Genomic DNA, 20,429 nt, shown 5'->3' with positions numbered 1-20,429 from the left:
TCCTAGCGAAGTACGGATTTGAGTTCGATGAATCGACGGGTCGCCAGCAACCCGGCCGGATGGCTATGGCAACGGGGCGAGAGCCAGGGCATCAAGGTCTGCATCTGCTGGTCGGGCGTCTGGCCATGCAGCGCCTGCCGCAGACTTTGCACATCGGGATCTTCCGCCGGCGCTGGCAACTCGCTGGCGGCGCCGTGGGTGCGCCGTGGCGCCGCACGAGTACCCTCGCTCAGCCAGTCGCCGGCGATCCAATCGTGCAATAGCTGTTTTTCGTAGGGGCTGAACACCCCGAACATTGCTGCGCCAGCCCCTTCGATCAGGGTCCAGAACCGGCTGTTCTGCGGGTCCTCATGACGCCGGATCCAACCTTTGCCTTGCAGCGCGTCGAGGAAGCCTTCCAGTTGGCCCGGCGCCGCCAGCCACTGATTGACAGTCTTGCCCTCGAACTTGCAGTAGTCGGAATGCATATGTTGGCCGAACGGACGCTTGCGTTCGAGCATGTCCAGGACTTCGCGATACAGGTCGAACGACTCGATGATCGCCCGGCTGCCCTGCCCCAGGTCATTGAGGCGATAACCCAGAGTGACCCGGCGCCAGAAAGCGTCGCGGTCGGCTTCCATCGGCATCAGTTGCAACAGCGACTGCACGGCTTTGTGGGCGTGGCCGGTACTGGCGTTGTCGATGGTCACGTGGAGGGTGAAGTAATACGGATCGATGTGCAGCTCGCTCAGCTCATAGGCGCTGATCAACAGATGCAAGGGCAGTTGCTCGTAGCCCAGGTTGTAGCCGATGACTTCAGGCAGGTATTCATCGCCGGCATACCCCAGGGCCAGTTGCACCGCGCCTTGCAAGTAGCGCTCATCGTCGATGTCCGGAGCGTCTGCCAGGCCGTGTTCGGCGAGCAGCTTGCGGTAGATCACCACATGGTTCTGCGCCGGGACGCCATCGCCCAACTCTTCCAGGTAAGTACACAGCAGTCCTTCGAAGCGGTGGTCGTGCCAGTGCTTGAGTACGCCATACAGCCAGGCACCGTCCACCAGTTTGGTCGGTGCGACCGCCTGGAGGAAGTACAAGGCGTGGGCCTTGCTGGTGAAAAACTCCCGCGCCCCTCCGTGCTTGCGCCGCTCCAGATAATCACCGTATTGCCGAGCCACGCCGGCACTGTGTTGTTCGACCCAGGCCTGCAGGGCCATCGGATCGTCGGGCATCTCCTGGGGCAGCGCCGCGGCCTTATCCAGGCATGACTGGAGAAAGGCCTGGGCCACGGCTTGCCTGTCGGCATCGTCAGGGCCCTGGAGCAGCCGCTCGTAGCATTGGCGCACGTTTCCGGCAGCGGTAAACGGATCTGTAAACGGTCGCTCGGTGGCGGGCCGGTGAAGGGTCAGCGCAGTCATAAGGGCCTCGTAGATGCTTGGCAGGACGCTGAATCAGCACGTCTCTTCCAGTGCAGAGCCTTGGACGCGGCGAAAAATTCCCTCGGAGTGAAAGGCAGCCGGATAAACGGGGCGCGCCGTTGTAATGGGAACCCTCGCTTCGTTCGAGCTCTCGAATGAAAGAACCAGGGGTGACAGCTCTGTGAAAACCAAGGGTGTGGCAATTCTGTGGCGAGGGAGCTTGCTCCCGCTGGGTCGCGAAGCGGTCCCAAAAGCTCGCGAGCGCTGCGCACTCGAACGGGAGCAAGCTCCCTCGCCACAGTAGCGCTCTGCGCCACAAGGGGTGGCATCCAAATGAGTGATACAAGGAGCACCAATGATTTTCACAGCGTGGGTTGCGGTGCTCGGTACCGTATTGCTGACCCTGGCCCTGACTTCTTCCTACCTGCGCTGGATGCCGGTGACCACTTCGGCGATGTGCCTGGCGTTGGGCGTCGCCATCGGTCCGGCGGGGCTAGGGTTGTTGAAGCTGGACGTTCGCGACTCCACGACCTGGATGGAGCACCTCACTGAAATCGCCGTGGTGTTTTCGCTGTTCGTCAGCGGCCTCAAGTTGCGCCTGCCCTTCAAGGACCGCACGTGGCGCGTGGCCTACGGACTGGCCGGGCCGGTGATGATCCTGAGTATCGCCGGCCTGTGCCTGGCGCTGCACTATCTGTTCGGCCTCGGTTGGGGGGTGTCGCTGTTGATCGGCGCGATGCTTGCCCCGACCGACCCGGTATTGGCGGCGCTGGTGCAGGTCAACGATGCCCGGGATGATGATCGGGTGCGTTTCGGGCTGTCCGGCGAGGCCGGGTTGAACGACGGTACGGCGTTTCCATTCGTGATCCTTGGCCTGTTGATGCTGCGCGACGGCGATGGCGGCTTTCTCACCGAATGGGCCTTGCGCAACGTCTTGTGGGCCGTACCGGCAGGTCTGCTGATTGGCTATGCGATGGGGCGCGGCATCGGCCGCCTGACCTTGTCGATGCGCATCAAGAATGCCGACAGCACCCTCTCGCCCAACGACTACCTGGCCCTGGCATTGATCGCACTGGCCTATGTCGCCGCCGAATCGGTCCAGGGCTACGGCTTTCTCTCGGTGTTCGCCGCCGGGTTGGGGTTGCGCCAGGCCGAGGTGGCCTCCACCGACAAGGACTCACCGCCAGCCGAACATCTGGTGCAACCGGTGGTGGGCCACGAAACCGTCGCCCCTCGGCAAGCCGTGCTGGGCGACACCGAGTCCCTGGATGACGGCCAGGTGGCCGCCGGCGTGATGATGGGCGACATGCTTGCCTTTGGCAGCCTGGTGGAACGCGCCATGGAAGTGTTCCTGGTGACCCTGCTCGGGGTGGTGCTGGCCACCCATTGGGATTACCGCGCCCTGGCCATCGGCGCCCTGCTGTTCGCTGTCATTCGTCCATTGTGTGTGCTGGCGATGCCCTGGGGGCGGTTGCTGGACCGCTCGCAACGGTTGCTGATCGGCTGGTTCGGCATACGCGGTATCGGCAGTCTGTTTTACCTGTTCTTCGCCTTGAATCATCACTTGCCAGCCGACGTGGCGAACCTGTGCATCAACCTCACCCTGTCGGTGGTCGCCCTGAGTATCCTGGTCCACGGCTTGAGCACCCAGCCGACCCTGGCCTGGTATGAACGCCACAAGCGATCCGATTAGGCCAGTGGCTTCAACCCCCCGGGTCGGTCACCTGGATGTAGACCGAATACACCCCCAGCAACACCCAGAACACCGCGAAGATCCACGGCGTACGCACTGAAAACAACAGCGACTTGCGGTAACCCTTGTGGGTCGATTCCCGCTCGCTGAACAGCGGCGACTCATCATAGACCAGGCCCATCATCGGTTCGGAGCGCAGCAACTCACTTTGTTTGAAGTGCCAATGGTCGATGATCTCGTAGGCGGCACGAATGCCCGGCCAGGCATTGAGGGAACTCAGGAAACCCAGCAGCGCGAGGAACGGTGGCACGAGCAAGGTAAACAACTTGCCCCATTCCGGGTTCAGGTTGGCCATGCAGGAGGCGAAGGCGATCACCAGGAACGACTGGGCGGCCAGGTACGCATCGGTTCGATTGGCCAGGATAGTGGTTTCGTACTGGATCTCCCGGCGATAGAAATCCAGCCGCTCCTTGGGCGAGCCGAACAGCTTGGCCTGGTGTTCCGTCAGTTCTTCTTCCGGGGTCTGGCTGGTCAGGATTCGGGGCATTGCGCGGGCTATTCCTCGGTGATGATTCGAACCTGTTAGAAGACCGTACCGTCAGGCAAGTTCAAGCCAATGGACCGCAGGTTCAACGAAACGTCGTCCCGCTGCGAGGGTCTTTAGATCATCGACGGCTTCGAGGAAAGTGGTGTGGATTATCTTGGATGGGTGCAGTGGCCGGCGATGGTGGTGACGGTGCTCGCCGCCTGGCTGATCGGCTCACGCCAGCCCCGGCGACGGGTAATGGGCTTCAGTTGCTTCATGGCAAGCAACATACTGTGGGTCGTCTGGGGGCTGCATTCGGATGCGTATGCGTTGATTGTGTTGCAGTTCTGCTTGTGTGCGATGAACCTGCGGGGGTTCAGGAAAAACACCACTGGATAGTCAAGAGACGCGCCCCTGTGGCGAGGGGATTTATCCCCTCGCCACAGGAGATCACCACAAGTCTGGTCACTTCATCGTCTGCCCAATCGCCTGCACCAGGTCAATCTGCTTGAACGGCTTGGTCAGCCGTGGCAGTTGCGTGGCGAAGCCTTCCAGGCGCTCGGCGTAACCGGTGGCAAGAATGACGGGCAAGGTGGGCTGTCGGTCTCGCAACAACTTTGCCAGTTGCGCCCCGTCCATCTGCGGCATGGCCATGTCGGTGATCACCAGGTCGATGTCCGGATTGCGCTCGTATAATTCCAGCGCCTGCACCCCCGACGGGGCGCAGAGCACCCGGTGCCCCAGGTCTTCGATCAGCAGGCGGGTGCTGGTCAGCACCAGGGTGTCGTCATCGACCACCAGCACCAGCAACTCCTGGGTCGACAACGGCACCGGTTCCTGGGCCGGTACCGTCTCCGGCGCCGAGTGATCAGCCACCGGTAACCACAACTCGGCGGTGGTGCCGACCCCCTTCTGACTCTTGAGGATCAACCGTCCCCCCAACTGTTCGGCCAGGCCATGCACCATGGACAAGCCCAGGCCCGTGCCCTTGCCGACCCCCTTGGTGGTGAAGAACGGATCCACGGCCGAGGCCAGTGTCGCTTCATCCATGCCCTCGCCTTCATCGGTGATCGACAGACAAACGTACCGCCCGGGCTTCATGGGCCTGTCCGGTGTCGCGGTCACCTGCCGCTCATCGGCCGCAATCAGGATGCGCCCCCCGTGGGGCATGGCATCCCGGGCGTTGGTCGCCAGGTTGAGGATGGCCAGTTCCAGCTGGTTGACGTCCGCCAGGACCGGCGACAGCGCTTCGGCGAAACCGGTCTGGATGTGGATCGATGGGCCCATGGAGCTTTGCAGCAAGCCGCTGATGCCCTGCACCAAGGCCGCCAATTCGACCGATTCGGACGTCAGCTTCTGGCGGCGGGCAAAGGCCAGCATCCGTTGGGTCAGCGACACACCGCGCAGCGCGCCCTGGGTCGCGTTGTCCAGCAGTTGGGTGAGTTTCGGGTCGCCGGGCATGCGCTTGCGCACGATCTCCAGGTTGCCGAGGATCACCGTGAGCAAATTGTTGAAATCATGGGCGATGCCGCCCGTGAGCTGACCGATGGCCTGCAGCTTCTGGGACTGGAACAACGCCTCACGGGCCTGCTCAAGGGCCAGCTGCGCCTGGGTGGCATCGGTGATGTCGCGGGTAATCTTGGCAAACCCCAGCAACGTGCCGGTGTCGCTACGGATCGCATCAATGACCACGTGGGCCATGAACCGGGTACCGTCCTTGCGCACCCGCCACCCCTTCTTCTCGAAGCGCCCATCGCTGGCGGCAATGCTCAGCGCCCGCTGTGGCTCGCCGTTTTCACGGTCTTCAGGGGTGTAGAACATCGAAAAATGCTGGCCAATGGCTTCTGCCGGCAGGTAGCCCTTGATCCGCTGTGCCCCCTGGTTCCAGTTGGTCACCTGCCCCTCAGGATCAAGCATGTAGATGGCGTAGTCGGTGACGCTCTGCACCAGCAGACGGAACTGCTGCTCGCTTTGCTTGAGGGTTTCCTCGGCCATTTTGCGATCGGTCAGATCGCGGGTGATCTTGGCAAAACCGAGCAAGGCGCCGCTCTGGCTGTCGATGATCGGGTCGATGACCACGTGGGACCAGAACAGCGTACCGTCCTTGCGCACCCGCCAGCCCTCGCCTTCGAAACGGCCCTCGCGCAAGGCAGTGTCCAGTGCCCGTTGCGGCAAGCCGGCGGCGCGGTCCTGGTCGGTGTAGAAACGGGAAAAATGCTGGCCGAGGATCTCGGACTCCTCATAGCCCTTGAAGCGCCGGGCACCGGAGTTCCAACTGGTGATGATGCCCGTGGGGTCGGTCATGTAGATGGCATAGTCGACCACGGCGTCGATCAGCAGCCGAAAACGCTGTTCCTCGTTGATGCGGGCAGTCTTCTGATTGTTCTCAAGCATTTTTGGCCGGGGCGTCCGTGTAGATTCTTCGCGAAGTATGGTGCAGGTCCTGCCTCGGGAAAATTATTAACCGACAGGAGAAAAAAGGGAAATCGACGCAAATCCCCTTGTGGGAGCGAGCCTGCTCGCGATTGCGGTCGTTCAGTCAGCCCTAAGTGACTGAAACGCCGCAATCGCGAGCAGGCTCGCTCCCACAGGATTTAGCAGGATGTTCTCGACTGACAGACCACCAACTCGGCAATAAGTGCTGCACCCGGGCTTCGCCGAATCGGTCGTCGATCAGCATCACCACCCCTTGGTCCTGTTGGGTACGGATGACGCGCCCCGCGGCTTGAACGACTTTCTGCAGCCCGGGATACAGGTAGGTGTAGTCGTAGCCGTCGCCGAAAATCGCGGCCATGCGCTGCTTGATCTGTTCATTGACCGGATTGAGCTGCGCCAGGCCCAGGGTGGCGATAAACGCACCGATCAGCCGCGCGCCCGGCAAGTCGATGCCCTCGCCGAATGCACCGCCCAGCACCGCGAAGCCGATGCCCTGGCTGTGTTCCATGAAGCGTTCGAGAAAGTCCTGTCGGGACGCTTCGCCCATGCCCCGGGACTGTGTCCAGATGGCAATGTCCGGGTGCCGTTCGGCGAACAGCCCGGCCACCTGTTGCAAGTAATCGAAGCTGCTGAAAAAGGCCAGGTAGTTGCCGGGACGCTCGCCGAACTGGCGCGCCATCAACCCGACAATCGGTTCCAGCGAAGCCTGGCGGTGGGCAAAACGGGTGGAAATCCGACTGACGACCTGAACGTCCAGTTGCCCGGCATGGAACGGTGACTCCACATCGATCCATACCGTGTCCGCCGGCGTGCCCAACAGATCGGCGTAATAGTGCCGCGGGCTCAAGGTGGCGGAGAACAGCACGCTGCTGCGGGCCGCGGTGAGTCTTGGCCGCAAGAAACCGGCCGGCACCACATTGCGCAGGCACAAGGTGGAAAGGCTGCGTTGGCGGCCGAGTTCACGCTTATGGATGTCGAACAGGAAATGCTCATTGAACGATTCGGCCACCCGACCGAACTGCAAGGCCTCGAAATAGAACGCCTGCAAGTCGCTGTCCAGGCCCTGGGGATGGTCATTGAGGTAATCGCCGATGGCCGTGGTGCACAGGGAGAGTGCTTGGAGCAGTTTTTCCGGCGGTTTTTCATAGGCCTGGTAGGCGGCCACCTGGGGAGCGTGCAAGGCGTTCCATTGTCGATTGACCCGCTGCAAGGCTTTCTTCAGATCTTCGGGAGCGGTTTTGCCCACGGCGGCCAGCGTGGACTGGTCGAGGGTCGCGCTGTACATCTGCCGCCCCCGTTCCACCAGGTTATGCGCCTCGTCCACCAGGGTCGCGACGTTCAAGCCATCGGCCTGGGCCAAGGCGAACAGCAACGCGCTGAAGTCGAAATAATAGTTGTAGTCGGCGACGACCACGTCGGCCCAACGGGCCATTTCCTGGCTGAGGTAGTACGGGCACACCTCATGGGCCAGCGCAATCTCGCGCAACGCGGCCTGATCGAGCAAGGTGAGCCTGCTGGCGGCCTCGCGGGCGCCGGGCAGGCGATCATAGAAGCCACGGGCCAGCGGACAGGATTCGCCGTGGCAGGCCTTGTCCGGATGCTCGCAGGCTTTGTCCCGGGCGATCATCTCCAGGACCCGCAACGGCATCGACGGTGCGCTTCGGGTAATCACTCGGGCGGCGTCCAGCGCCAACTTGCGTCCCGGCGTCTTGGCCGTGAGAAAGAACACCTTGTCCAGCTGCTGGGGCGCCAGGGCCTTGAGCATCGGAAACAACGTGCCGACGGTCTTACCGATGCCGGTGGGCGCCTGGGCCATCAGGCAGCGCCCGGTACTGACTGCCTTGAACACCGACTCGGCCAGGTGTCTTTGCCCTGGCCTGAAGCCGGCATGGGGGAAGGCCAGCGCTTGTGCGCCGGCGTTGCGCGCCTGGCGGTGAGCCATTTCCTGTTCGGCCCAGGCCAGGAACAACGCACACTGCTGTTCGAAGAAGGCCTCGAGCTGCGTCGCCTCGAAACCTTGCGTCAGGCAGGTTTCCTTCTCACTGACGATGTCGAAATACACCAGCGCCACGTCGATGCGCGACAGTTGCAGCTTCTGGCACATCAGCCAGCCGTAGATCTTCGCCTGGGCCCAGTGCAACTGGCGATGATTGCCCGGTTGCCTGGACAGGTCGCCACGATAGGTCTTCACCTCCTCGACGCAGTTGCGGACCGGGTCGTAGCCGTCGGCCCGCCCCTTGACCCGCATGCTTCGGTAGCGGCCTTCGAGGCCGATTTCGGCCTGGTACGTCTCGTTGCGCCGGGACGCCACGGTGCGGTGGCCAACGATGCCTTCCAATGCCGTGGGGGACGGGGTAAAGCGCAGGTCCAGGTCACCGGTCTTCGCAGTGAACTCACATAGCGCCCGCACGGCGATGCTGTAGGTCGGCTCCGGGGTCATGCGCCCTGCTCCATCCATTGCACATGGCAAACCGCGACGGGCATCCGGTGCTCGTGACAGAACGCCAACCAGCGCAATTGATTGTCTTGCAGGCGATCGCCGGGCCCTTTGACTTCGATCATGCGATAAGTCTTGTCCTGCGGCCAGAACTGGATCAGGTCCGGCATGCCGGCACGGTTGGCCTTGATGTCCAGCAGCAGGCGATTGAACCAGTGCTTGAGGTGTTCGGCCGGCAGGCAATCGAGTGCCTGATGCAACAACTCTTCGGACATCGCGCCCCAGAACACGAAAGGCGACTGGACGCCCCATTTCTCCGCATAGCGCCCGACAATGGTGTCCCGATAGCGCCCGTCGTCGAGTTCCGCGAAGCAGGCCGCGAACAGCTTGGCGCGACGGACAGGAAAATCTTCGTTGAGCAGGTCCACCGGACCGCGCTGGAACGGATGGAAAAACGCTCCCGGCAACGGTGCGAAAATCGCCGGCCAGCACAACAGACCGAACAATGAGTTGATCAGGCTGTTCTCGACGTAATGCACCGGGGCGGTCACGTCGTGCAAATGCGCCTGGACGTGATACTCCACCGACAAAGCCGGGTCGACACGGGGCAGGTGCAGGTCCAGCCGCTCCACCTCCCGGACCATGGCACGGGGTACCGGTGGCCCGCCCAGTTTGCGCTGCAAACGCGGTACGACCCTGAGCAATGCCTGGGTTTCCGCGGCATTTTCCGGCGCTCGGGCAGCCAATTCCCCCAGTTCCAGGGCCAAAGCGTACTCGCCGATGCGCTCCAGCACGCGGATCATCCGCAACCGTGCGCCGGGGTAGGTGCAATCGCGATAGATGCACAGGGCCTGGGCAAAATCGGCGCTGCGCTCGGCGTGCTGGCCGATCTGGAACAGCAACTTGCCCCGGCGCCGCTCCAGCCAGGGGTTGTCCAGGGTCAGCCCGTTGACTTGAGCGACGACGTCCTCCGGCGGCTCGCCTGCTTCGAAGCGCTGCTGGCACTCGTGCAGGAACAGGCAGGCATCGACGTCGCCGCGATTGCGCAAACCGCGGGATTCGGCGCTGAACGCCACGGTTTCGTAGGTGAAGATGCCCAGATCCGCCAGCACGAATTCCGACCAGTCCTGATAGAGGTTGCCAAAGAACATCAACCGCAGCCGGTCGCAGGTGTCCATGATCGTCAGGCTGTACAACCGGTCCTCGAGTTGCGGGCACCATTGATTGAATGGCCGTGTTTCGCCCAAGCGATCCTCCAAGGCCTGGAGCCATTCGGTCTTTTTCGCCTTGGGGCGTTCGATCAGATGACCCAGGCACAGGATGATTTCCGGCTTGAGCAGCACCTCGAACAGTTCGGCAAGGTTCAGGGGCCATTGGTCCTGCACCCAGCCCAGGGCCAGCAGTGGCTCGGCCGCCGCGCCAATGTCGCCGATTTCCGGGTAATGCAATTTGCTGTGCCGAAAGCGCAACCCCTTGCGCATCACCATGCGTACCAGCAAACCCTGGGATGAGCGAGGCAGCGACGCGAAATCGTCGATGAACCGCTGCTCCTCGATGCTGAGCACGTCGGCATAGCGTTGCGTCAGCCAGGCAAGCACCTGCTGGAAATTGTTCAGATAATAAAAGGGATCGTCGAGAGGGTTGGCTGTCACGGGAAGAAGCGCCACGGGTGCTGGAGTACTGGTTATGCGTACAGATACCAGCTACGGACGGCTCGGGCAACTGCAAAGGATGAGTGGTCCCTTCAATTATTAAGGTGAAATCCTGTGGTCGGCGATGAACTTTCCTACAGTAAGCGGGACCAATGGCGGTTGATTACAGTGATGGCGCGGTCGGATGAGCCGCGTCCTTGATCGAGAGGTATGGATATGAACATCAGATTTCTGGGCCTGCCTTTGGCAGCTGCAGCGTTCCTGGCGCTGGCCGGTTGCTCGACGCCGACCGTCGTGACCTTGCAGAACGGTACCCAGTATTTGACCAAGGACACCCCTAACACCCGCACGTCCGACGGTTTCTACGAGTTCGAAGACATTGCCGGCAAGAAAGTCCGGGTGCGTGCCGACGACGTGGCGACGATTCGCAAGGAAGACTGAACCCTCTGTGGGGCAAGTGTTAGCCGACACCCTTTTGCGACCGCACGGCCGCCATCGCGAGCAGGCTCGCTCCCACAGGGGATCTGTGGTGTACGTCGAATCTGTATAAACCGGGGAAACTGTGGGAGCTGAGCTTGCTCGCGATGGCGACTTCGCAGTCAACATCACTTCAAGCTGATCCACCGCTATCGCGAGCAAGCTCGGTTCCCACAGAAGCAGGGTTCAGTACAGGAATCAGGCGAACACGATGTGTTCTCCAACCTGCCCCAGCCCTACCCCCACCAACGTCACAGAGCTGTCGCCAACCGTGAGCAACGTATCGGCGCCCACCTGCGACAAGTGCTGGCTGTAGTCATAACCCGTCCCGGCCCCCTGTACGCCAATGAACACCAACTTGTCTCCCCCGTCATAGCCGCTGATCCGGTCCTGGCCAAACACACCGTTGAAGATGAAGGTGTCGTTGCCGCCACCCGATTGCATCACGTCATTGCCTGAACCGCCGACGAAGGTGTCATTCCCCGCACCGCCCGCCAGCTTGTCGTTACCGTCCAGGCCGAACAGCCAGTCACCCGTCGCCCGCGCCACCAGGGCATCGTCAGCCGCGCTGCCGTTGGCCGATGACGCATACGCCGTCAGATTGCCCCCGGCGACCAGACCGTTGGCGGTGACGCTGTGGCTTACCTCATTCTTGAGCATTCCCCAGAGCGAGCCGGGCTCCTGGCTGACCAGCGTACCGATGTCGCGGGTGATGCTGATCGCGCCGTGAGCATCACGCACATACAGCGTTCCGGCCCCGTCATGGGCGAAACTGAAATCCTTCACCGATTGCTGCAGGTGCAGGCTGTTGTTGCCCTGCCCGCCCAGGATCACGTTATAGCCACCGCCGTCGCGGAACGTATCGTTGCCAGCGCGGCCTTCCAGGTAATCGTTGCCCTGGCCACCCTGGATCAGATCGGCCTGGTCGCTGCCAATGATGAAAGTGCTGCCGGTGTGGGCCTCGGCATTGCGATTGAGGTCTTGCACCCAGGTACTGCCCCGTGCCGGGTCCGACAGGTTGGCAACGATGACAGTGGAGTCCTTTTCGGTCAGGTCGTAGAACGCCGAACCCATGATCCGCCCCATGCCATCGCCGTAACCGGTGGGCAGGTGGGAAATCCACGTGGGGATGTTGAGGATAGAAAACGGCAATACGTTCCAGGCCGTCGAAGCGTAGTGGTCGTTGAAGCTGACGATGTTGTTGGTGGCCGTTTCCTGTTGCGCATCGTGCACACCTACCGACGACAGGTTGAACGTCGTGCCATCCAGCGCCCGGAAGACCGGGTCGTTTTCATAGCCGATGTTCAGCACTTTGTCGGTGCCACTCTGGGTCGGTGAGGCATAGGCGATGTAGTTGGCGTCGTTGTAGAAACCCGACCACTTGCCCGCGCTCAAGTCCGCCATGCTATTGACCGCCAACCCGCCCAGGCTGTGGCCGCTGACCAGTACGTCCTTACCAGTCAAACCGTGGGCCTGGGCAAACTTCGCGACATCCCCGAGCAGGTTGCCGAAAGCTTCACCGGCGTAGTTTTTCGCATAGTCCTTGGGGCCCAGGGCGGCCATCAGGTCGTTGATCACATCACCGATGGAGTCGCCTATCAGGTTTTCCCGGGGGCCGCTGGTGCCACGAAACGACACGCCGATTTCCTGCAAGAGACCCTCGGCGTCGTACTTGCCGAGGATCTCCACTTGCGCGGTGGTATAGCCGGCCTTCTCGCCAAAGAACGTTCCGCGACCATCCACCTTGCCGGCATAGCCCAGTTGCGAGGCGCTGATAGGGGTCCATCCGGCCTTCTGCACCGCTTCGAGCGCAAGCTTTTCCGAGTCGGGGTTCCACGGCACGCCGGGAATTACCCCTTGGGAATCGGTGCCACCCAGCAACGCCGTGACCAGGGTTGCCGGTAGCCCGGCACCGAAGCCATTGTGCTGATAGCCGACGGCAAAGCCGTTGTCGAGGTTATGGTAGGAATACAGCATGATCGCCATCGCATCGCTGACCAATGCCTTGGACTCGGTGGTGCCGAGATTCTTGTAGTCGTAGATACCCATGTGTTGCTGCCTCTCTTTTTGTTGTTGGAATAGGTGCAAAGTGAAGGGTCCAGCCGGTCGTTTCTCCCCGGCTCAGAACTGCCAGTCCAGGGTCAGCCCGACGCCATGGCTTTTATCCCGGGCACCGAGCAGGCCGTTGTAGTCCAGGTTGACGCGTACGTCCTTGGCCACCGCGAGGCCGGCCCGAGCGCCGATCACTGCGGCATTGCGGTCCATCGACACGCTCTGCACGGCGAAGGTGTTCGTACTGCCGGTAAACGCCAGGTCCTGTTCGGAACGGGTGTTGCTCAAGTTGTGCTGCCAGCCGAGGGAGCCGGAGAGTTGCAGTTGCTGGGTCCGCGACAGCGCCAGGGTGTGGCTGGCCCGCATGCCCAGCGTCGACAGCAGCGCATCGCGACGGTCATCGCCACCGTGCAGGGCTGCGTTGTCGCCTTTCTCATGGAAGCTGTCGTTGTCCAGGTGCACGTAAGCCAGGTTGGCGAACGGTTCCAAGGCCACGGGTTGCAGGTCGAGGCGATACGCCGCTTCGGTGAAGAGCTGGCCGGTACGGGCATCGCGCTTGGTTTTCTCCCGGCCACTGACCTCGGCCCACTGCAGATCGCGTTTGACGTCGATACGATGCCAGCTGTAGGCGCCACCGACGGTCAGGCGCAGCGCGTCGATCTCATGCCCCAGGTAGGCCCCAAGGTGATAGCTGTCCGCCTTGGCCGACGAATGCGTGCCATCCCCCATGCTCAATGAGCTGTCGCTGTAGCCGGTGACGAAGCCCAGTCGTGTCCGTTCGCTGATCAGGCCGTCGCCCCCGATCAGCAGCCCGCCGATGGAACTGTTGGAACTGGCATTGTCATGGCCCCCATCGCTTTTGCCCCAGGCGCCGAGCACCTTGACCCAGAGGTTGCTGTCGACATCGGTTGGCGTATTGGCGTCGTACAGCGCGTCCTGGCGCAGGCGATCACCCACGGCGTCTCGCAGGTAGCGGCTGTGGTTGATCAACAGCGTGCCGACGGCCGGATGGATCTCGCCGGACAATTGCTGGAACGCCTGTTGGGCCACGGCGGTACTGGGTGACAGCAACAAGGTTTCGTAGAGGCCGTTGCCAGCGCCCAATTGCTCCGCCGCGGATGCTACGGAACGCTGGTTGGGGGTCAGGCCAAGGCTGCTGAACGATGCCGCGTTGCGCGCCACCGTCAGTTGAACAGCGCTGGCGGAGTACGCCAGGTTTCCTCCCAGAAACGCGTAATTGGGCAGTACCTGGCCAAAACGCCCTTCGATACCGTCGGCCGCCTGCAGGATGTCGAGCTGGCGCCCCAACAAACTAGTCACTCCGCTGGCGGCCAGCAGCGTCGGGCTGTTTTCCAAGGATAACGACACTGTCGCGCCGTCGACCGTGGCCTTGCCGCCGGCAATGATCAGGTCGCTGGAGGTCGGCGATACCTCCACCGCGTAGGTCGAGCCCGGTTGGAAGGTCACATCCCCGGCCACCTGCAACGTGCCAATGGAATTGCCCGGCGTCACGCTGCCGCCCTGGTTGGCCATCAGGCTGGCGATACGTCCGGTCCCGCCCAGTACCCCGCCGTCATTTACAGTCACGGCCGACGCCAGCGAACCGTTGATTGCCAGGCGCCCCTCGTTGACCAGGGTCGGCCCGCTGTAGGTATTGTCACCGGTGAGTACCAGGGTGCCGATACCTTCCTTGGTCAGGCCACCGTGACCGGCTATGTCGTTGCGCCACACATCCAGCCCGCACTGGATTCCGCTGCACACCCGTTGCGTGGGTTTGCCGGCATCGACGATCGCACCGACGCCCGGCAGGTCCGCCACGAATTGCCCGCTGCCGTAGGCGCCGTCCACGCGGAACTCCACGGGAATGTCCTGCTCGGTCACCAGCATCGATGGACCGTCGATGGCCTTGCCCAGGTTGATCATGCCCCAGCCGTACAGCGAATCGACGCCAGGGGCGCCCATGTCGGTGGCCGTGGTACGCAGCACGCTGGCGACCTGGGCGCCGGTCATGTAGGGGAAGCGCTCCATCAATACCGCTACACTGCCGGCGACATGGGGTGCCGCCATGGAGGTACCGCTCTTGTTGCCGTAGCCCACCGTCAGGTTATCGGCGCCGGTGCCGCCGATCACGGCGCTGTAGACCCGGGTGCCTGGCGCCGATACGCAGAAACTGGCGGTATAGCCGCAACGCGACGAGAAGGTGCTGATGGTGTAGGGATCCGGGCTGCTGGTGTCGGGATTGACCTGCAGGGCGGCGACCGTGAGCCAGTTCGGCGCGATGTCCGGCACGAAATACGCCAGGCCCGCGATGGCATCGGGGTTGTTGAGGTTGTAGTCGTTGCCGGCGGCGAAAATGGTCACGATTCCACTGCGGGCAGCCGCGATGGCACCTTCGTATGCGCCGCCCGGCCGGGTCCCCAGCAGTGGCTGGATCTGGTCGAACTGCAGTTGTGCGTCCTGCACGGTGAAGTGCGGGAATGCCGGGTCCCGGCCGCCCTGGTCGAAGCGGTCGGTGATGCCGATGCCCCAACTGTTGTTGATGATCCGTGCGCCACTGGCGATCAGCGCATCCCAACCGGCCTTGTACACCGCACCGTCGTTGCCGAGGATGATGCCGTCCTCGGGGCCGGGGTCGCCGTTGTCGGCGCTGATGATCTGCGCATCGAACGCCACGCCGTGCATCGGGCTGCCATCACGACTGCCGGCGGCGATCCCGCCGACGTGGGTGCCGTGGGAGCCCAACTTGCCATCGGAGCCCACCGTGGGTGAACCGTCGTAGCGGAATGGGTCACCGGCCCTCACCGGAATGTACGGGTCGGTGTATTCACGGATGCCGCTGGTGATCAGGGTCACGACTTTGTCGGTACCGGAAAACTCCGGATGTGCGGCATAGACCGGTTGGTCGAAGATCCCCAGCTTGACGCCCTTGCCGGTGTAGCCGGCAGCATAGGCCTGCTGTGCATTGATCGCGCCCAATCCCCATTCAGCGTTGAATTCGGCGCTGCGCCAACTGTCCGGGTCCCCGGACCTGCCGCCCTCGACATAAGGCGCCGCCTGGGCCGTGCCCAGGGTTGCCACCGCGCAGAGTACGGCGTGATTCAAGCTCTTGAGCAGGAACAGACCGCGTGTTTTTTCGGGTTGCTTGTTGTTATCGATTGTCATGAACCATCCTTAGTTGTTGCAAAAGTCCTGTGGCTATCCCGTCCCTTGGGGCTTGCCCGACCAATGGATCAGCGGCTTACAAACGCCTCATCCACCTTCGCCAGGTCCTGTTCCCCCAACGTGCCGGCGTAGTAATGCAATTTGACCCAGGCCATGAGGTAGTCGTAGCGGGCCTGGGCGAGGTCGCGGCGGGTGGTGTAGAGCTGTTGCTCGGCGTTGAGTGCGTCGAGGTTGACCCGCTCACCCCCCAGAATGTTTTGCCGGGTCGACACCACCAGCGCTTCAGCGGAGGCCAGGGCTTTCTGGTAGGCCCGCAGCTTGTTCACCCCCGACACGCAGGCGCTGAACTGCCGGCGCAGTTCGATCAGGGTTTCCCGGGTCTTGGCGTCCAGCTCGTATTCGGCCTGTTCCATGGTGCGGCTGGCCTGGCGGGTCGAAGCCGACACCCCGCCGCCGGCATACAAGGGCACGCTGACTTCCAGGCCAATGGTGTTGGTGTCGTAGCGCTGGTTGTAGGTGTTACCGCTTTCCGACTCGTTCTGGCGCATCGTCGCGTAGGCGCTGACCTTGGGCAGATGCCCGGCGCGGTTGCGCTCTACCTCGTAGCGCGCCACGTCCACGGCCTGGCGCTGGGAGGCCAGGTTGGGGTTGTTGCTCACGGCCAGTTCGTGCCAGGTATCGAACCCGGCGGGTTGCAAGGCGAAGGTCTGAAAGGTTTCGTTCAACGGCGCCAGGTCGCCGATAGCCAGGGTGGGCACGCCGATCAGCGAACCCAGCTCACGCAGGGAGGCATCCTGTTCGTTGTGCGCTTCGATTTCTTCGGCGGTGGCCAGCTCGTAGCGCGACTCGGCCTCGAGGATATCGGTGCGGGTGCCTTCGCCTTGGCGAAACAGATGCTCGTTCTGGCGGAACTGCTGTTCGAAAGCCTTCTTCTTGGCCTGGGCAATGTCGATCTGGTCCTGGGCGAACAGCGCCTGGGTGTAATGGCTCAGCACCCGCACCAGCAACTCCTGGCTCTTGCCGCGGAAGTTTTCATCGGCGAACAGCGCCTGCGCCACGCCTTTGCGATAGGCCGCGTAGGCCTCGTAGTCCAGCAGTGGCTGTTGCAGGGTCAGGCTGGAGCCGTAACTGCTGTAGTTGCGATCGTCATGCTGGCTGGCGCCACGGTCATTGAGGTAAGTGACCTTGGACTGGTTGCGGCCCTTGTTGTAGCTGTAGCCCAGGTGCGGCAGCAGCCCGGCGCGGCCGATGGCGCGGTTTTCCAGGCCCGCGTCGCGCTCCTTGATCGCCCCGAGATAGACCGGATCGTTGCGCAGGGCCTGTTCGTAGAATTCGAACGGGCCCATGGCCCAGGCAGAGTTGCAGGTAGAAACGGCCAGCAGTGCCAACCCGTAGAAACACTTCATACACCGGACATCCTTATTCCTCGGTCAACGCAGAGCCGGCCCGGTCGAGCAGCGGTTTGAACAGGTAGTTGAGCAGCGAGCGCTCGCCAGTGCGCACGAACATTTCCGCCGGCATCCCGGGCTTGATCACCAGGCCATTGAGTTTTTCCAGTGCCGCATCGCCCACGCTGCTGCGCAGCACGTAGTACGGCGTACCGGTTTTTTCATCGATCATCTGGTCGGCGGACACCAGGCTGACCTCCCCCGCCACCCTCGGCGTGCGGCTCTGGTTGAAGGCGGTAAACAGAATGTCCACCGGCAGATGGATACCGACCTTGTCGATCAGGTTCACCGGCAGGCGCCCTTCCACCTCCAGCCGCGTGCCTTGGGGCACGATCTCCAGCAAGGTGTCGCCCTGGCGTACCACTGCGCCTTCGGTGTGCACCCCCAGGTTGACGGCGATGCCATCGGCGGTGGCGAGGATCTCGCTGTGTTGCAGTTCGAACCCAGCCGACGCGAGCTGCTGTTGCAGGGTTTCGCTCTTGAGCTGGGCCTCGGCCAATTGGCTGCGGACCTCCTTCTGATACTCCTCGCTGTGTTGCTGCAGCTTCAGCCGGGATTCGATGATCCCCTGTTCTACCCGGCCGCTTTCGCCGCTGTTCTGCGCCAGTTCCTGCTGCACCTGGGATAATTGCCGTTGGTAGTCCAGCAGGCGGTTGCGCGGGATATAGCCGTTATCCGCCAAGGGTTGCAGGTCGCTCAGTTGCAGGCGCAGGGACTCGGCCTGGGCGGTCAGGTCGCCGCGGGCCCGGCGCATCCCCGCCAATTGCGCGGTGGCGCCGTCGATGCTGGCGCGCAACGCGGCTTGCTCCCGGGCAAAGGCTTCGCGGCGGCTGCTGAACAGTTGTCGCTGGCCTTCGAGCACCAATGCCAGGCGTGGGTCCGGGTCCTGGCTCAACGCGCTCGGAAAACTCACTTGTGCCAGGTTGTCCCGCTCGCTTTGCCAGCGCGCCAGGCTGGCCCAGGCCATCCGGTACTGGGCTTGCAGCGATTGCACATCCGCCGCGGCCTGGGTCTGGTCCAGGCGAAACAACGGTTGCCCTTGCTTGACCGCTTCGCCTTCACGCACCAGGATCCGACTGACCATGCCGCTGCTCATCGATTGCACGGCCTTGCGCTTGCCGGAAACCACCACCGTGCCCTGCACGGGAATGCCCTGATCCAACGGCGCCAGACTGGCCCAGGTGAAAAAGCTGCCAGCGCCAAGGATCGCCAGGGCCCAACCCATGCGCATGAAGAAACGAGCGTCACGTTCGGGGCGCTCGGGGTTTCCAGTGTGTTCGAGGTTCATGTCGCGATCCTTGCTCATGCGTTGCCGGGTTTGCCGGCGGCCTAGTACTGACGACTCATGCTCAATCCGTTGGGCGTCGCCTGGGGCTTGTCCCGCGGGGGTTCAGATTGGCCGGACAGCGCCCGCAGCACTTCCTGGCTCGGTCCGAACGCTTGCAACCGACCGTCGTTGAGCACCAGCAATTTATCGGCCTGGGCCAGTGCCGAGGAGCGATGAGTCACCAGCACGACGCTGGTGCCTTGTGCCTTCAACTGCGCGATGGCACTGGCCAGCGCCGCTTCGCCGACGGTGTCCAGGTTGGAGTTGGGCTCGTCGAGCACCACCAGGCTCGGCCGGTCGTACAGGGCCCGGGCCAGGGCCACCCGCTGTTTCTGCCCACCGGACAGACCGCAACCGTCCTCCCCCAGTACGGTGTCGTAGCCCTGGGGCATGCGCAGGATCAGCTCATGCACGCCGGCCTGCTGGGCGGCGGCGACGACTTTCTGTGGGTCGGCCTCGCGGAAGCGGGCGATGTTCTCGGCGATGCTGCCGCTGAACAGCTCGATATCCTGGGGCAAATAGCCGATGTACGGGCCGAGTTGGTCACGGTTCCAGCGATGGATATCGGCGCCGTCCAGGCGCACCGCGCCACCGAGGATCGGCCACACGCCCACCAGCACACGGGCCAGGGTGGACTTGCCGGAACCCGAAGCTCCCAGGACGCCAAGCACCTCGCCGGCAGCGAGACTGAAACTGACTTGATGCAAGGTCGCCTGGCGCTGCCCCGGCGGTCCGGCGCTGACCTGCTCGAAGCTCACCTGGCCCTTGGGCGGTGGCAACGGCATCGCATCGTCCTGGGGTGGATAGGCCTGCAACAGGGCATCGAGACGGCGGTAGGCCAGCTTCGCGCCGCTCCACTGCTTCCACACGGCAATCAATTGATCGATAGGGCTTAATACCCGGCCCATCAGGATCGAACCGGCAATCATCATCCCGGCAGTCATGTCGCCCTTGATCACCAGCAACGCCCCCAGCCCCAGCACGAGCGATTGCAGGCACAGGCGCAAGGTCTTGCTGAACGCGCCGATGACCGCGCCAGTGTCGCTGGCCTGGTTCTGCAGGCCGAGAAAGCGCGAGTGCACGCTAAACCAGCGGTTACGCAGCGCATCGAGCATGCCCATGGCCTGGATCGATTCGGCGTTGTGCAAGTGGCTGGTAGCCAGTTGACTGGACTGTTGCGAGTAGCCGCTGGCCTGTGCCAATGGTTTGCGGGTCATGGCCTCGTTCAGGCATGCCAGCCCAATGAGCAACAGCGTGCCGACGCTGGCGAACACCCCCAGCCAGACGTTGAACAGATAGATCACCAGCAGATAGACCGGGAACCAGGGGGCATCGAAAAAGGCGAACAGCGCCGGTCCGGTGACGAACTGGCGCAGATGGGTCAAATCGCCCAGGGACTGCCCGGCGTTGCCTTCGCCCTGGAGCAGGTTGCGCTCGAATGCGGCTTTATAGACCTGAAGGTTGAAACGCTTTTCCAATTGGCTGCCAATGCGGATGACGATGAAGCTGCGCACCATTTCCAAAAGCCCGATGAAGACAAAGAACCCCACCACCATCAACGACAGCATCACCAGGGTGGTTTCGTTTTGCGAGGACAATCCCCGGTCATAGACCTGGAGCATGTAAATTGAAGGCGCAAGCATCAGGACATTAATCAGCGCGGTAAAACAACCGACACTGAGCAGGATATTTTTATAATCGCCCAATGCCTTGAACAGCGACATCGCGGCGGCGGTCTTTGCCCTCTTCATCATTCTTCCCTGCTATTGGCTTCGCCACAGAATTGGCAAACATCTGAACTTGCCAATCTTTTTAATAATTGAGC

General features: G+C 62.5%; 12 protein-coding genes. 2 read left to right on the top strand and 10 right to left on the bottom strand.

The features are described 5' to 3' along the window. Positions 1–2: 2 nt before the first annotated feature. A complete protein-coding gene (locus tag CGA22_RS18365) occupies positions 3–1,394 on the bottom strand; it encodes an iron-containing redox enzyme family protein (RefSeq protein WP_041021285.1) in 1,392 nt (463 codons plus the stop codon). Positions 1,395–1,749: 355 nt separating this feature from the next. On the opposite strand from CGA22_RS18365, the gene CGA22_RS18360 reads away from it, so the two are divergent. Continuing rightward, entirely contained in the window at positions 1,750–3,087 is a 1,338-nt protein-coding gene (locus CGA22_RS18360; RefSeq protein ID WP_041021284.1) for a cation:proton antiporter, read from the top strand. 10 nt (positions 3,088–3,097) lie between these two features. On the opposite strand, the gene CGA22_RS18355 is transcribed toward CGA22_RS18360, so the two are convergent. From CGA22_RS18355 to CGA22_RS18340, 4 genes are all read right to left on the bottom strand, one after another. After that, the gene (locus CGA22_RS18355) at positions 3,098–3,634 is read right to left on the bottom strand and encodes a hypothetical protein (protein ID WP_041021283.1); all 537 of its coding nucleotides are present in this window, start codon (positions 3,632–3,634) and stop codon (positions 3,098–3,100) included. A gap of 444 nt (positions 3,635–4,078) precedes the next feature. Further along, on the bottom strand, positions 4,079–6,007 hold the full coding sequence (locus tag CGA22_RS18350; RefSeq protein WP_041021281.1) for a PAS domain-containing sensor histidine kinase: 1,929 nt from the start codon (positions 6,005–6,007) through the stop codon (positions 4,079–4,081). A 151-nt stretch (positions 6,008–6,158) separates the two neighbouring features. After that, the gene (locus tag CGA22_RS18345; protein WP_041021280.1) at positions 6,159–8,489 is read right to left on the bottom strand and encodes an ATP-dependent DNA helicase; all 2,331 of its coding nucleotides are present in this window, start codon (positions 8,487–8,489) and stop codon (positions 6,159–6,161) included. Continuing rightward, on the bottom strand, positions 8,486–10,138 hold the full coding sequence (locus CGA22_RS18340; protein ID WP_041021279.1) for a VRR-NUC domain-containing protein: 1,653 nt from the start codon (positions 10,136–10,138) through the stop codon (positions 8,486–8,488). Before CGA22_RS18340 ends, CGA22_RS18345 begins: the two co-directional genes overlap by 4 nt. A gap of 216 nt (positions 10,139–10,354) precedes the next feature. Here CGA22_RS18340 and CGA22_RS18335 point away from each other — a divergent pair, with 216 nt between their 5' ends. Beyond that, positions 10,355–10,579: a YgdI/YgdR family lipoprotein gene (locus tag CGA22_RS18335; RefSeq protein ID WP_024776392.1), complete on the top strand. Its 225-nt coding sequence runs from the start codon at positions 10,355–10,357 to the stop codon at positions 10,577–10,579. Between the two features lie 234 nt (positions 10,580–10,813). Here the strand turns inward: CGA22_RS18335 and CGA22_RS18330 are convergent, their stop codons facing one another. From CGA22_RS18330 to CGA22_RS18310, 5 genes are all read right to left on the bottom strand, one after another. Continuing rightward, positions 10,814–12,664, bottom strand: a complete 1,851-nt coding sequence (locus tag CGA22_RS18330) for a polyurethanase (protein ID WP_041021278.1) — start codon at positions 12,662–12,664, stop codon at positions 10,814–10,816. A gap of 72 nt (positions 12,665–12,736) precedes the next feature. Beyond that, a complete protein-coding gene (locus CGA22_RS18325; protein WP_084213718.1) occupies positions 12,737–15,829 on the bottom strand; it encodes an autotransporter serine protease in 3,093 nt (1,030 codons plus the stop codon). A gap of 68 nt (positions 15,830–15,897) precedes the next feature. Further along, positions 15,898–17,235, bottom strand: coding sequence for a TolC family outer membrane protein (locus CGA22_RS18320; RefSeq protein ID WP_188258670.1), 1,338 nt, complete (start codon positions 17,233–17,235; stop codon positions 15,898–15,900). Between the two features lie 13 nt (positions 17,236–17,248). Then, positions 17,249–18,583: an HlyD family type I secretion periplasmic adaptor subunit gene (locus tag CGA22_RS18315; RefSeq protein ID WP_041021276.1), complete on the bottom strand. Its 1,335-nt coding sequence runs from the start codon at positions 18,581–18,583 to the stop codon at positions 17,249–17,251. A gap of 23 nt (positions 18,584–18,606) precedes the next feature. Further along, the gene (locus tag CGA22_RS18310; protein WP_041021275.1) at positions 18,607–20,355 is read right to left on the bottom strand and encodes a type I secretion system permease/ATPase; all 1,749 of its coding nucleotides are present in this window, start codon (positions 20,353–20,355) and stop codon (positions 18,607–18,609) included. Positions 20,356–20,429: the final 74 nt, after the last annotated feature.

It is taken from the genome of Pseudomonas sp. PSB18 (genome assembly GCF_014596565.1).
GTDB lineage: Bacteria > Pseudomonadota > Gammaproteobacteria > Pseudomonadales > Pseudomonadaceae > Aquipseudomonas.
This window is presented reverse-complemented; position numbering and strand designations above follow the sequence as displayed.